Here is a 13,887-nt window from a genome sequence, read left to right on the forward strand (position 1 = left end):
ACAGCCACCTACGGGCAGGGGGCGGGGCCGGAGCCGAAGATGTAGCTGATCAGGTAGACGGCGTCGGAGACGGAGACCAGGCCGTCGCAGTCGGCATCGCCGTGCACGGTCGTGAGGGGCGCCGGACCGCCGCCGAAGATGAAGCTGATCAAGTACACGGCATCGGAGACTGAGACGATGTTGTCGTTGTCGGCATCGCCACGACGTGCCGGATGCACGCAGTCATACTTCATCAACCAGTAGCTGTCCGCCACCGAGTTGTTGCCGTCGAGTGCGCGCGCCCGGATCAAGTACAGCAAATCTTCCTGGAAATATGCCGGCGGAATTACCGACCAGAAACCGTCGATGAAGGTGAAATCGGTGCCAAAGGCAGTGTAGGTCAAAGCTTCCTGCTTCGGATAGAGCGCGATGCCGAGCGGCACGGTGTATTTGCGGTTGTTCGGCAGGTAGCCGAGCACGAGCGAATCACCGCGCCCGATCAAGAAGGATTCACGCAGCAGCCCGCCGACCGGATCGTAATAGGTCACGGCCAGACTATCGCCGGTGGACGCGCCGTAGTTGACCTTTTGCGCGGCCAGCCAGTTGCCGAAGGGACTGCTGACGGCGAGCGCCACGGTCGCCTGATGACCCATGTACGCGGCTTTGAACCACTCGCGGTCAGGTCGCGGTTTGACATCGACGGTGAAGCGATTGCCGTGCGCGGCGATCCATTGCTGCAGCTCGTCGACCAGGTCATCATCCTCGGTGCCGAGATTCGTGCGCGTGCCGAACTGCGCCGCGAGTTCCTCCACCAGTTGTTGCGTCGTGTAGAACGAGGAGCCATTGGCCATCAGCTCGATGTAGCCTTTGTCGAACCAGTGTTTCATGAAGGACGCAAAAACTGCGGGCGCGACGTAGTACTCGCCGAATTCACCGTCATAGTTATGATTCCCGTCGGTGAAATTGCCGTCGACATCGCCGTAATCGTTGCGTTTCAGCAGCGGCAGGACGCGTTCCTCGGTCGGCGGGAGATAGCGGAAGCCAAAGGTTACGGCGGTCGGGTTTTCGTCGGCGATATTCACGCGCAACGTCTCCGCGCCACAGGCGGACATCAGGTCGGTGCGATTGACAAAGCTCGGAGCCAGCGGCTTCAGGTCAAGGTAGACGTTGACCGTGTCGGAAACATAGGTCGAGTCAAAGTCAGCGATCGAGACGCGTACCGGGTAGTTGCCTTCGGTCAAACCATACGGATTCCAGATGACCGCCCAGCCGTCGCGCGTGAGGGCGGGCGTGACGCCATCGCGCTTGGCGACGAGTCCGTCGAAATCGGAATTGAGCTCATACCAGACCCCCGCCTTGCGATACTCGAATTTCGCGCTCGCGAATTGATATTGATCGTTGCGGTCGGCTACCCAGAGACGGCCGCCGGCCGGCACCACCGCCGAGTCGACCGGAAGGATGAAGCGCGGCATCGGCAACGTGCCGGCCTTGGAGTAGCCTTCGGAGAAGAGATGAATCGACCCGGGGAAGTTGTAGTAGTCGTTGTCGGCCAGATCGGTCAGGCCTTCGCCCCATTCGTTGTAGTTGATGCAAAGATAGGGAATCGTGTCGAGTGCCAGGCCGGGGTAGAAGTCGACCATATCGGAACCGAAGTAGATGCAGGCAAAGTAAGGTCCGTAGACCGGCGCCGGTGTTTCCAGTCCGATAGCGACCGAGTAGACGCCGGGCTCGTAGATTTCGACCGGATACTCGTCGGAAAGATAGATCAGTTCGCCGGGAATCGGGCAGACCGGCGAGGAGTAGAGCGGATCAAGATCGGTCAAGAAGACCTGCATATTGAATGAACCGGTATTGTTGAGGACGAGCGTCATGCCGACATGGGTGACGACAAACGGGAAGGTCGTATCGCAGTTGACCTTGGGGAAGCGCAGATCCTGATACACGTAGTAGATTTCGTAACCTTCCATCCAGTCATAGAGCGCGAATTGCGGCTCGTCGACATAGACCGTGCAACTGGCGGCGTCATTGAAGTCGGTCGTCAAGTCTATCGGAGACAGACGCGTGGCGGGGCCAAGTCGCTCGATGCGCGGCGTCGTAATCCGCTCGCGTTGGACGCGCTGGTCCTGCGCGCGCGCCTCCAACTGCGGGGGCTTGTAAGCGGCGCATAGTGAATGGGCAAGACAGACGCCGAGAAGGGCGGCCAAGACGAGAATCTTATTCCGCATATCCATTTATATCGGCAAGCGGGAACAGTTCAACGAGGGAGTGGTGAAGCACTGACGATACGCCACCAGTGCGCGGTCGGGAATCCTTTCCCGACCGCCAAAAATGCGGCAGGAAGGGATTCCTGCCGCCGCTGGAGACGATTCCTGCCGCCGCCACAAAAGCTTCCTGCCGCCGCCAGAAGTGCGCGGTCGGGAATCCTTTCCCGACCGCCAAAAATGCGGCAGGAAGGGATTCCTGCCGCCGCAGAATCGATTCCTGCCGCCGCCACAAAAGCTTCCTGCCGCCGCCAGAAGTGCGCGGTCGGGAATCCCTTCCCGACCGCCAAGAATGCGGCAGGAAGGGATTCCTGCCGCCGCTAGAGACGATTCCTGCCGCCGCAGAATCGATTCCTGCCGTCGCCACAAAAGCTTCCTGCCGCCGCCAGAAGTGCGCGGTCGGGAATCCTTTCCCGACCGCTAAGAATGCGGCAGGAAGGGATTCCTGCCGCCGCAGAAACGATTCCTGCCGCCGCCAGAAAAGCTTCCTGCCGCCGCCAGAATGTTGTAGTTCCGAGATTCTCAACACTCTCAGTGCGGGCGGTTGTGGGCGGCGCGGAGTTGGGGCAATCCCGTAGAGTATAGGCGTTAGCCAATTGTTTCCCCCGAAATTTCCGGCGGTCAGTTTGTGAACACGGCAGGCACCGGAAATTACTCACGGCGTAAGGGGTAATTAGCTATGCGGTTAGTCGACCACCCCGCCGGAGTGTTTCACCGCGTTTAGGTTCGGAACAGAATTCGCTTCCAATACGGCAGATGAAACGATTGCCGAGTTTCGAATCCGAAAGGAGTTTATCGAGTAGTATGATGGGAGAGGTAGAAAACCAGAGGGGCTTGATCGCGGCGGGGCTGATCTTGGTGTGTTGTGCGGTGCTGGCGCTGGTTGGCTGTTCGCAGCAGCCGCTTAGTCCGGCCAGTTACTCCAATGATCCGCTCGATGCTCTTTCCAACACCGGCGGCGACAATGACGGCGGCCCGGCGTCGGTTGAGACCACGCTGGTGGCGACGGCCTCGTTGAGTGAGGCGGTCGGGGCTAACGGCAAGGTCCTGCGCCTGACGCTGGACAAGCGCGTGATTGTGTTCAACGTTCCGAAGAACGCCTTGACCGAGACCGTGACGATCACGATCACGGGATCGAAGTACGAGATTGGCGAAGAAGAATTCTATGTGTACGATTGCGGTCCGGACGGACAGCAGTTCCTTGAGCCGATTCTGTTGACGCAGCCGGTGGCGCTGACGAACGGCCAGCCGCTGGTACTCCTGTACTTTGATGACACGCTGGAAGACGGCGACGGGATTGGCTGGCAGGTGGAAGATGCCGGTGTTAGCGCGAATGGCCGCGGGATTTTCGAGATTCACCACTTCTCGAAGTACGGTATCAGCTACACGCCGGAGCCTTCGGTGAATGAAGAGGGTTTCGGAGGCTTGAACACTCAGTAGATCTTTCTCACGCATGACCTTCTCGATGCGGGAGCGGCGCCGGTCGCTCCCGCTGCATTTTTGTGCCCTTAGCCTGGTATCACCTTAGCGGCAGTCAGCCGGTACCCTCGTTCAAGTGAAATTCAATGTCATTATCATAACACAAAGTCTTGCAGTAAGATAATAACAGTCCTGCAATAATTCATTCCATGCGGGCCGTTCGTCGCAACATTTTTTCACTAAACGCGTAGAAAGGTATTGACGACTGCACATATGTGCAGTATCTTCGTCCATACCACGACAGGAAGACGGTTACCACGTCGCCGACCGGATCGGTTGCCAGCCGCTGCTATCGGCGGCAACCGCCGGGCGGGCGTGGCGAGATCGAGGTGAAGATGACGGCGAGAGAAAGGATGATACGATGGAAGTCCAAGATGTCTGCGCGCTGGAGTGCGCTTGCGGCGGCCTGCTGGTGCCGAGCGGCAATCATTATCTTTGTGCCGACTGTGGGGCTCGTTTCTGCGCTGAATGCGGTAGTGATGTAATTCACGAAGGCGGGTGCTACTTCTGCCTGGGCTGTGCGGCATCGAGCTGTGAGATGGGGTGAGGGGGGACGCCCTCTCCCCCGCCCAGGAGGAGAGGGAGAACGGCGCGAGGCCGACCGTAGGGACGGGGCTTGTCCCTGTCCAGCGGTGATCGGCGAAATGCGCAGGCCCTCACCCCCGACCCCTCTCCCAGGAGGAGAGGGGAGAACGGTGCGGGGCACGGGGCGTGTCAGGATCGCAGGGATCCTGACCTACGAGGAGGATGGTTTGCAGGAGGATTTCAGACTGGAGGATGTCCGACTAAAGTCGGACCTACAGGGAAACCGTGTGAGGCCCGATTGGCGGCGAATCTGTAGCCCACCCGAAGCGGAGCGAAGGGTGGGCATCCGTAGATCCGACTTCAGTCGAAGGTGAACAGAATCGACATCCGTAGATCCGACTTCAGTCGGATGTGAACAGAATCGACATCCGTAGATCCGACTTCAGTCGGATGTGTTGCACGGGGCGGAGAAAGGGTTACGAGCGAACAGCGATGATGCGGGTTGAACATTTGCAGTCATACGGACTGCCGGAGATTGTTGTGAAGAGTTGGCAAGAGCGGTTGGGCGAGAACTTGCTGCCGCTGCAGGAGCGGGCGGTGATCGAGAATCGTGTGCTCGGCGGGGAGAGCGTGCTGATCTGCGCGCCGACTTCCGCCGGCAAAACCTTTTGCGGCGAACTGGCGGCGACGGCGGCGATTTTCCGGCGGCGCAAAGCGATCTTCCTGGTGCCGCTCAAGTCGATTGCCGAAGAACGCTATCGCGAATTCACCAAGCGTTACGCCGCGCTCGGCATCCGCGTGTTGATCGCCACCGCGGATCATCAGGAGCACGACAGCCGGCTGGAACGGGGCGATTTCGATCTGGCGATTCTGATCTACGAAAAATTCAATCAACTGCTGATCAAGAATATCGACTTGCTGGCGCCGATCGAGTTGATCGTCATCGACGAGGTGCAGATGATCGGCGACGAGGAGCGCGGCGCGGTGCTGGAATTGGCACTGACCAAGGTACTGATGGCGCAACGGCGACCGCAGATTGTCGCGCTGTCGGCGACGCTGGCGAACGCCGGAGATCTCGCCGCCTGGCTCGGATGTCGGCTTCTCAACGACAGCTTCCGGCCGGTCGAATTGCGCCACGGCGTGCTGGCGAACGGACGATATCGCTATCGGACGGGCAACGCCGAGGGGATCGAGGAGTTGGCGGGCACGGCTTGCGACGAGCCGGAGCAGGCACTGATCGCGAATGTCGAACACCTGGTTGGCCGCGATGAGCAAGTGCTGGTCTTCCTGAAATCGCGGCGCGCGTGCGAGGCGCTGGCCTACGCGCTGGCGGAACGGAGTTTCCGACCGCGGGCCGCGGCAACGATTGAGCGGTTGGAGCGCGAACCCACGACGAGTCTCGGGGCGAAACTGATCGCGACGCTCGACTCGGGAGTGGCCTTCCACCACGCCGACCTGTCGTATCGGCAGCGGCGAATTCTGGAGGAGGGTTATCGGCGGGGCGAAATTGCGGTGCTGGTCTCGACGACGACGCTGGCGATGGGAGTGAACCTGCCGGCACAAAGCGTCTTCATCGACTGCTACAAGTTCCAGCCGGGGAAGCAGACCGGCCGGCCGCTGATCGTGCCGTTGGAATGGAGCGAGTACGAGGCAATGTCGGGGCGCGCAGGACGGTTCGGCCAAGGCGGAGAATTCGGGCGCTCGATCGTCATTGCCGGGTCGCCGCTGGAGGCCGAGATGCTGTGGAAGATGTATGTCACCGGCAATCCGGCGCGGCTGGAATCGCGATTGGCGACGCATGGTTTGCTTGATGTATTGCTTGATGTAATTGCAGCCAAAGCCGCGAAATCATTGGATGATCTGTCGGCGGTACTGCGGCGAACGTTCTTGGCGGCGGAGACAAGAATGGTGGCTGATGACGAGATCGAGGCCGCCGTGGAGCAGCTCGCCAAGCGCAAGTTGGTCTTCGTTCATGGGGAAGAATTGGAAGCCTCGCCGTTGGGACGGACGGTCAGTCTGCGAGGGATCAGTGCGACTTCGGCGGGGCAGCTTTTGGGGCATCTCCACGAGTATTCCGGCTGCGACGAACTGAGTTGGTGCTACGTCGCGCTCGCTTTGGCGGAAGCGGGACGGGCACCGATCTATCGCAGTTACGCTGACGAGCAGGCGGGCGAACTGCGGCGGCGGCTGTGCGAGTATGTCGGCGCGCATGCCGATGTCGCGCCGCTTTTGGCGCGGATGACGGGCGCGGAGTATGTCCTGAGCGAAAGCGAATTGGTGCGGCAGAAGGGGGCGTTGCTTCTGTGCGAGTGGCTGGCAGGGGTGCCGACGCCGGAGATTGAACAGCGTTACCACTGTGCGTTGGGATCGATCGCGCAGTTGGGCGAAGTCGCGGGCTGGTTGATCGAGACGGCGGCGGCGCTGGCGGAGCATCTGAACAAACCGGAGGATTTCGTGCAACGGCTGAATCAGATCGCCGTCGGCGCGCGGCGCGGCTTCGATCTACCCGACACGATCTTCGCCGAGGCGGGATTCGGTGCCGAGGAACGTGACTGGGTTGTGGCGCTGTTCGACGCGGGGTGGACGACGGCGGCGCAATTGGCCGCAGCGGATCGCGCGGCGCTGGCGCAACTGATCGGTGAAAGCGGGGCGGCGGATATTCTGACGAAAATCGAAAAGGTCATAAAGGAAACCAAAGTCATTGATGGCGAGGAGGAACAACCGATGCCGATGCTGAAGCTACGGGGCGACATGCGGGGCGAGCGCGTGTATATCCATTTCGACAATTCCGAAATCGATCTCACGCCGAAGAGTTTCAATTACCTGTACAAACTGGGAGCGGCGCGTTTGACGCGGCCGGACGGCTGGTTGAGCAAGGACGAGATCGAGCCGGGCTTCAACCAGGCGAAGAACATCTATCGCGTCAAGCAGGAGCTGAAGCGGTTTGCGACGGGGCTGGAGGAGCGGATCGAGAACAACAAGTCGGGATTCTACCGCTTGAATCTGCGGCCGGAACAGATCAAGATCGACATCGACTCGATGAAGGCGTACTCCGATCTGGAACTGGCGGAATTGACCAAGCAGGTCGAGCGGTCGCCGGTGTGCTGAGCGAAGCATCCTCACCCCTCTTCCCGATGACACCATAGGGACGGGGCTGGTCCCCGTCCGCGGCGACATCGCGGGAAGGACTGTTGCGACGGAATGAGTGGTAGGATAGACATTCTTGTCTGTTATTTGACGACAACTCCGAGAAATGTCAGACAGGAATGTCTAACCTACCGGTCAACTGCGCCCGCTTTCGCGACTTCCAGAGGGAGAGGGGAGATGCGCGAGAAGGCTCGGCGCAGAATCGGGGTGTAATCGTAGGGACGGGGCTGGTCCCCGTCCGCGGTTCGGAAGAAGATTTCTGTCAGGATCGCGGGGATCCTGACTGAAGAAGAGCATTCGGTCGGTCCGACTTCAGTCGGATGAAGATGCTCGACTCAAGTCGATCCCACGGGCGGATGGGAATCTGCGGGCTATGAGAGACACGTCAGGATCGCAGGGATCCTGACCTGCGAAGACGTGATATTGGGTGTTTCAGGGGCGATATTGCGTGTTTCAGAACGGAAGGGGACACCCAAGGGATACGGTGTGAGGCGGCGGAGCCGGCGGGCACAGGAGGGTGAGCGACAAGATTTTAGCGCCAAGGGAGGAGTTTCTTACGGAAATGGCCGCAGTGCGGAGTGCGATTGTCCGATAACCTGAGAGATGGAACGACTGCGCAAGATTCGCACGAACTCTGCGTGCGGCACTTCCGCGTTCCGTCGTGGTTCTACCAAATGTGAGGGCGTAGCCGGCCGCCAGGGAGCGAGTGGCCGGGACATTGCGGCCTGAAGATGGAGAAACCGATGCCCGCGGCCGGCGCGACAAAGCAATTTCCAATCATACCGATTCGTTCGACGGTGATTTTTCCGGGCTGCGTCGAGACGATGCAGATCAGCTTGCCGTCGAACCTGGTGCTGCTGCAAAGCCTGAAGGCAAACCAGGGCGAGATCGCGATGATCCCGGTGCGCGACGGGCGCGGCGAAGTGCAGACGCTGGACGACCTCGAACAGATCGGCGTGGTGGCGCGGCCGATCGTGATGCAGCAGTCGCGCGACAACACCTACAGCGTAACCTTCGAGGCCAATCGCCGGATCCGACTGGACCGGTTGACCGCGACCACCCCGTACATCATCGGCGAATGCAGCGAGCTGCCGGCGGAGGCGGATGATCCGTCGCTGGAGCGGACGCTGGAAAAGGTTTTTGCCTACGCCATCCGCTTGCTGGCGGCCGATTCGCACTATTCGCCTGAGGTCTACGAAATCTTCAAAGCGAATCGCGCGGAGATGACGCGGTTTATCGACGTCGTCTCGCATCACCTGCATTTTCCTTTCGAGGAAAAACGTGCGCTGTTGACCCGAACCGCACTGAAGGAGCGGGTGTTCCAACTCCTGGATTTACTCAGCGCCGAATGCCAGCGGATCGAACTGGAAGACGAACTCAAGATCAAAGTTGAAGATTCTATCAACAAATCGCAGCGGGAGTTCTTCCTGCGGGCGAAACTGAAAGAAATCCGGCGCGAGCTGGGCGAGGACTACGAGGAAGACAACGTCGCACAATCGTACCGGCGGCGGATCGGGATGATGCCCGACCTGCCGGTCGAAGTACGCGAGCAGTTGTTCCTCGAGACTGAGCGGCTGAAGATGCTGTCGCCGGCGTCGGCGGAATTCGGCTCGATCAAGCGCTTCCTCGACTGGTTGATGGCGATCCCGTGGAACAAGTACTCGGGCGTGACGCAGGATTTGGCGCAGGTTGAGAAGGCGATCGCGGATTACTTTTTCGGCGGCCGCGACATCAAGGACCGCATCACCGAGTACCTCGCGACGCGGCAGTTGACGCAGAACGTATCGGCGCCGGTGATTTGCCTGGCCGGACCGTCGGGGACGGGCAAGGCCTCGCTCGCGAGCGCGGTGGCCACGGCGTTGGATCGGAAACTGGTGCGCTTCAGCGTGGCGGGATTTTCCTCGACCGCGGAACTGCGCGGCGAGCCGCACACCCTCGAGGGCGCGATGCCGGGCAAGATCGTGCGATCGCTGATCGATGCCAATTGCGCCGACCCGGTGATCTTGATCGAAGATTTGGACAAGCTGACGGCGGATGAAACGCGGGTGTCGATTGCGCTGGCGTTTCTGGATGTAATCGATCCGCGGCAGAATCGCAAATACATCGATGATTACGTGGCGCTGCCGATCGACTTGTCGCACGTGATCTTCATCTTCTCGGTGCGGGGCACGGAGACGATTCCGGAGCCGCTGCTCGAAAGGATGGAGGTTATTGAATTCTCCGGCTACGTCGATCGTGAGAAAATCACGATTGCCGAACGGCACCTGATTCCATCGCTGCTGGCGGCGAGCGGGATTCAGAAAGGCGAGTTGGTGATCACAACCGGCGCCATTCGCAACCTGATTCGCAATTACACGATGGAAGCGGGCTTGAGCCAGGTCAAAGCCAAGCTCGAAGCGCTGTGCCGCAAGTTTTCCAAAGCGAAGGCGACCTCGGAGAAGAAAGTCAAGTGGGTGATCTCGGAGGATAATCTTGAGCAGTATTTCGGCACGCCGATCTATATCCCCGAGACCGCCGAGAGCCGGCCGGAAATCGGCGTGGCAGCCGGTGTCGCCTGGACCGGTGCGGGCGGCGATATCATGATGATCGAGGGGCTGAAGATGCGCGGCGGCGGCAACGTCGTCTGCACGGGGTCGCTCGGCGACGTGATGCGCGAGTCGGTGCAGGCGGCGCACAGTTTCGTGCGCTCACGCGCGGACGTGCTCGGCATCCCGCACGAGGATTTCGCCAACTACGACATTCATATTCATTTTCCGCAGGGGGCGATTCCGAAGGACGGGCCATCGGCGGGCGTGACGATCTCACTGGTGATCGCCTCGGTGATGAGCGACCGGCCGATCCGCAACGACCTGGCCATGACCGGCGAAGTGTCGCTGCGCGGGAAAGTGCTGCCGGTGTCGGGGATCAGGGAGAAAGTTCACGCGGCGCACCGCGCGGGGATCTACAAGATGGTATTGCCGTCGCAGAATAAGAAAGACATCAAGGATATCGCCAAGGATCTGCGCGAACAGATGGAGTTCATCTTCATCGACCGCACCGATCAGTTGTTCGAGGCGGCGCTGCTGGATTACGATCCGGCGAACGCGTCGCTGCAGGAACTGGTGATGCTGGAGATGCGCCGGCGGGCCAAGTTGGAACAGCGGCCGGCGAAGCGGTCGGCGGCCAAGCAGGTGCCGCCACCGGCTGAAGACGAAGCACCGCCAAAGCCGAAGCGGCGGAAGAAGACGGTGCAGCGGCGAAAGAGTCGATAGGGGGCGGGCATCGGCAGTGGAATAGAAAGGGTGAGAGGCTGTGGCATGGTGACTGATCAAACGACATGGAGAATCCTGGGTCGGGCGTTTTGCCTGTTTGCGGCGTTCGTCGTTGGCTTCGCGGTGTACATGGTGGAAGCAATCAGAACTTCCTATGACGGCTTCCCATCCATATTCATCTTACCGTTCATGGCGACAATCGTAAGCGGCGCGGTCGTCCTGATCGCGTTTCTGGTCGGTCTCGTGCTCCTCCTTAGACCACTCAAGTGCTTCTGGACATCAAGTCGCGTGTGGGCGGGATTGGTTTCACTGATCGGCTTACTGCTATTGCTCTTCGGATACACTGTTGGGTTACGGGATACGGGGTACAATCCGGAGCTGGGAACAGAGTTCGAGATGCTCCATCCGGCAGCGGCGCTGGGAGGGTACTTTCTGCTCTTGTTCGGGATCGCGAACATGCCGGTGTTTCTAAGGCCACAAGTGGGCGCTGAAACCAATCAACCAAAGAGTGAGGCGATAGCACAATGAACCGCATGTTAAGACGATTATGGATTGCATCGTGGGCGCTGGCGGCGACAGCGGCGGCGCTTTTCGGTGCGCCAATCGAGCGGCCGGATGAAGCGATGCGGCTGTATTTCCTGGAATCGAACGGCGCGCTCTACGAAGAGCGAGTTGCAGCGCGGCGCGGTGAGATGCCGACGCGGCCGACATTTGGGGAGTCGATTCCCCAGGACTCGGCCAAGATTGTCTACCGGCTGTTGGAGCAGGATTCAGTCCGGGCCGTTTTCGCAGTTCGCGTTGAGCTGGCCGACGAGGGGATCGATATCTATACTTTTGTCGAGCGGCAGAGCGAGGGCTGGTACATCGCCGCGCTTCGCGCCCTGGCGCTCACCGGGATCCCGCAGATGGTCGTCGATAGCGTTGCCGATCCGAGCCAACTGCCGATCGCGCAGCGGCAGATCTACGAGAATTGCAAACTCGTGATCAGCTCAGACGACCAACTGAAAAGGTACTTTCTAGAGCACCAGGGACAGATCGAGCGGCTCTACCAGCTGCTGTTACAAGCAAAGGGTGGGGGCCGTTTCCGGTGCGAGATATCACTTTCACCAAGCGATGACGATACAGCGGCAATGGCAGAGGGCGACTTGCTCTTGTGTGACCTGAATCTGAGTACCGCTCGCCTGCGTGATGACGGCACGGCCGAAATCTCAATCGGCGGCATGGTCGACAACGAAGTTGGATATCTATTTGTCCCGGACGGGGAGCAACCGCCGCGGATGAACCCATCGGAATATATCTACGTCGAGAGGATTGTCGGCGGGTGGTATATCTACAAGACGACATGAAATTGCGGCGCGTGACCTCGCTCACAATCAGTTGAGGTTACAGGTTTCGCACTAAGCTCAAGACTCGTCTAAAGGGCGGCTGCGGACAGCGTAACCTCGAGTTCAGTGAGTTGCAGCGGCGGTGGGAGAATAGACCTGCGATTGACCTGACACTCAATCCAACCAAGCTTGACCATCATACATAGTCGGCCCGTTTCCACTGCAAAGGCGAGGTAAGCACGAGAGGTGCCGGTGAGTGGGCTTGGCCCCCAAATTCCGGCAGGCTTGGTCGCCCGTCAGGATCGCAGGGATCCTGACCTGCGACGGGGCTGACCGGCGCCAAAGTTGCAGCCCTGGGAGGAGCGAAAGGGGGAATGTGAACGGACAATATCCGAAATGACCGCGCCGGAAAAATGGGTCTTGACAGGTTGCGGGTGAGGATGTTGATTGCAACAGGGTGGTTGGGTGCAACCTGTTCACATCCGCGTGAACTTCAAGGTATCTCAGTTGTTACTTTCAGGACTTGGGCGTCCTGAGCTACAATCCGATCGAGGCCGTCGGCAGGTTGCTGCTGGCACTCGGTACAGATCGCGATAGGAATTCGAGTTGACGGTGGGCGCCGCTGCAGGCAGCGCACATCGGGCAAGAAGACGGCTTTCCGGCCGCCGGTGACTTCTGCCGGCATCGGAGGGAAGCGGCATCGGGAACTGCGCATCATGATATCAGAATCAAGTACCATTCGATACACAACCTTATCGGACGAGGGAGGTTCGTTATGAAACGAGCGCGTGCGATCGTGTACGTTTTGCTCACGTTGGCTTTCGTATGCGGGAATGTCTCGGCACAGGACGCCGGAAATCTCGACACCGTACGAGTAGCAAAGGTGACGACCAATGCCGGCTTGGATGTCGGCGTGCCGGTCACATCGTACAATTCACATCCGATCGGCGGGTACAGCCTGGGATTCCACTGGGATTCGGGAGACGTAGCCTACGATTCCATCTCCTATTCCGGGTCGCGAATTCCTTCCGGTGCTTTCAAGATTCTCACGCCGGACCTGGCGAACCAACGGGTGCTGGTGGGATTTGCCGATTTGACGGCGTTCAATCCGCTGCCGGCCGGTGACGGCCTGCTGTTCACACTCTGGTTCAGCGTGGCGCCGGCTGCACCGGATCAGTTCATCAAAGTTGACTCGATGTTCGTGCCGCCGGCGGGCAATTTCGAGATGGTGCCGCAGGGCGGGCTCGGGTTTACGCCGCAGTTCAAGGCGGGCGAGATCAAGGTCGGCAATCCGCAGCCGCCGGCAATTATCAGCCTCGGACAAAGTTCGTTTACGTTTAATGGTCTGGTCGGACAGGGCAATCCGCCAACGCAATTGCAGCAGATCACCAATGTGGGCGGGCAGACGCTGGTCTGGACGGCGACCAAGTCCACCACCTGGCTGGTGTTGAGTCCCATGAATGGGACGGCGCCGTCCACAATAGTGGTCGGCGTCAACACGGTTGCGCTCGGAGCCGGGACTTACCAGGACTCGGTATTCGTATCGGCGCCGAATGCCTCGAACAGCCCGCAGAAATTCTATGTCACGCTGAACATGACGGTGCCGCCGCCGACGATCAAATTGACACCGGACAGCCTCTACTTCCAGGCGCTGCAAAACGGCAGCAACCCGGCCGGGCAGAACTTCACGATCACCAACATCGGCCAGGGCACATTGAACTGGACGGCGACGGAAGCGATCTCGTGGCTGAGTCTGTCGGCCACCAACGGCACGGCGCCCTCGAATGTGACGGTATCCGTCGACAACACGGCACTCGGCGCCGGAGTGTACAAGGATTCCGTGGCGATCAGCGATGGCACCGCGACCAACTCGCCGCAATACCTGGTCGTGGTCTTCGAAATCTTCTCGGCCTTTCCGGT

At 59.8% G+C, this 13,887-nt stretch carries 8 protein-coding genes; 7 read left to right on the forward strand and 1 reads right to left on the reverse strand.

All coding sequences use genetic code 11. From position 1 onward, the window contains the following. Positions 1-8: 8 nt before the first annotated feature. Positions 9-2,204, reverse strand: coding sequence for a hypothetical protein (locus IT585_01165; protein ID MCC6961839.1), 2,196 nt, complete (start codon positions 2,202-2,204; stop codon positions 9-11). A gap of 840 nt (positions 2,205-3,044) precedes the next feature. Between IT585_01165 and IT585_01170 the strand changes: the two genes are divergently transcribed. The 7 genes from IT585_01170 to IT585_01200 form a co-directional block, all read left to right on the forward strand. Further along, a complete protein-coding gene (locus IT585_01170; protein ID MCC6961840.1) occupies positions 3,045-3,680 on the forward strand; it encodes a hypothetical protein in 636 nt (211 codons plus the stop codon). A gap of 400 nt (positions 3,681-4,080) precedes the next feature. Further along, entirely contained in the window at positions 4,081-4,266 is a 186-nt protein-coding gene (locus IT585_01175; GenBank protein MCC6961841.1) for a hypothetical protein, read from the forward strand. A gap of 518 nt (positions 4,267-4,784) precedes the next feature. Next, a complete protein-coding gene (locus tag IT585_01180; GenBank protein MCC6961842.1) occupies positions 4,785-7,352 on the forward strand; it encodes a DEAD/DEAH box helicase in 2,568 nt (855 codons plus the stop codon). 782 nt (positions 7,353-8,134) lie between these two features. Beyond that, positions 8,135-10,642: an endopeptidase La gene (gene lon, locus IT585_01185; GenBank protein ID MCC6961843.1), complete on the forward strand. Its 2,508-nt coding sequence runs from the start codon at positions 8,135-8,137 to the stop codon at positions 10,640-10,642. Positions 10,643-10,687: 45 nt separating this feature from the next. Continuing rightward, positions 10,688-11,170 carry a hypothetical protein gene (locus IT585_01190; GenBank protein MCC6961844.1) on the forward strand — a complete coding sequence of 161 codons (483 nt, stop codon included), beginning with the start codon at positions 10,688-10,690 and terminating at the stop codon, positions 11,168-11,170. Positions 11,171-11,175: 5 nt separating this feature from the next. Then, positions 11,176-11,988 (forward strand): hypothetical protein, encoded by an 813-nt coding sequence (locus IT585_01195; protein MCC6961845.1) that lies wholly within the window; start codon positions 11,176-11,178, stop codon positions 11,986-11,988. A gap of 754 nt (positions 11,989-12,742) precedes the next feature. After that, a partial coding sequence (locus tag IT585_01200) for a BACON domain-containing protein (GenBank protein ID MCC6961846.1) occupies positions 12,743-13,887 on the forward strand: 1,145 nt, incomplete at its 3' end.

This window comes from Candidatus Zixiibacteriota bacterium (genome assembly GCA_020853795.1).
In the GTDB taxonomy this organism is placed as follows: domain Bacteria; phylum Zixibacteria; class MSB-5A5; order CAIYYT01; family CAIYYT01; genus JADJGC01.

What these genes read in the sequence shown, in the direction of transcription:
- IT585_01165 (MCC6961839.1), bottom strand. Translation starts at nt 2,204, where the DNA reads ATGCGGAATAAGATTCTCGTCTTGGCCGCCCTTCTCGGCGTCTGTCTT.
- IT585_01170 (MCC6961840.1), top strand. Translation starts at nt 3,045, where the DNA reads ATGATGGGAGAGGTAGAAAACCAGAGGGGCTTGATCGCGGCGGGGCTG.
- IT585_01175 (MCC6961841.1), top strand. Translation starts at nt 4,081, where the DNA reads ATGGAAGTCCAAGATGTCTGCGCGCTGGAGTGCGCTTGCGGCGGCCTG.
- lon (MCC6961843.1), top strand. Translation starts at nt 8,135, where the DNA reads ATGCCCGCGGCCGGCGCGACAAAGCAATTTCCAATCATACCGATTCGT.
- IT585_01190 (MCC6961844.1), top strand. Translation starts at nt 10,688, where the DNA reads ATGGTGACTGATCAAACGACATGGAGAATCCTGGGTCGGGCGTTTTGC.
- IT585_01195 (MCC6961845.1), top strand. Translation starts at nt 11,176, where the DNA reads ATGTTAAGACGATTATGGATTGCATCGTGGGCGCTGGCGGCGACAGCG.